This window comes from Paraburkholderia sp. SIMBA_054, assembly GCF_046534875.1.
GTDB classification, from domain to species: Bacteria; Pseudomonadota; Gammaproteobacteria; order Burkholderiales; family Burkholderiaceae; genus Paraburkholderia; species Paraburkholderia hospita.
This window is the reverse complement of the sequence record NZ_JAWRXV010000487.1, coordinates 1-309: the sequence shown is the minus strand read 5'-3', so window position 1 is coordinate 309 and position 309 is coordinate 1. Positions and strand designations below refer to the sequence as shown.

At 35.0% G+C, this 309-nt stretch carries 1 protein-coding gene; it reads left to right on the top strand.

What is annotated here, in order from left to right; translation table 11 throughout:
• Positions 1 to 309 (top strand): hypothetical protein (locus SB822_RS56010; RefSeq protein WP_410858968.1); only part of this gene is annotated, 309 nt, incomplete at both ends.

Genomic DNA, 309 nt, shown 5'->3' with positions numbered 1-309 from the left:
CACCTGATGCGTATCAAAGAGAGATAGAAGATTTAGCCAACTATTTTTATGTGTCCACTGGAGAAATCCATCAACTTTTCGAACTCATTGAAGCTCTACCTACATTAAATTTTAAAATAGATTCCTTTGAAAATCCCGATGCTTCAGAAAGCCATGTTAAAACAATAAAAAAAGTTTTGCATAAGAATAAGCACAAGCGATTAACTAGAGATTTGTTGAAACAAACTGCAGCTGCAGGAATTTTAATTGGTATTTGGCTAGGCGACAAAAAATCTCCCTACCCCTTCATCTTCGATGGATCAAAATATG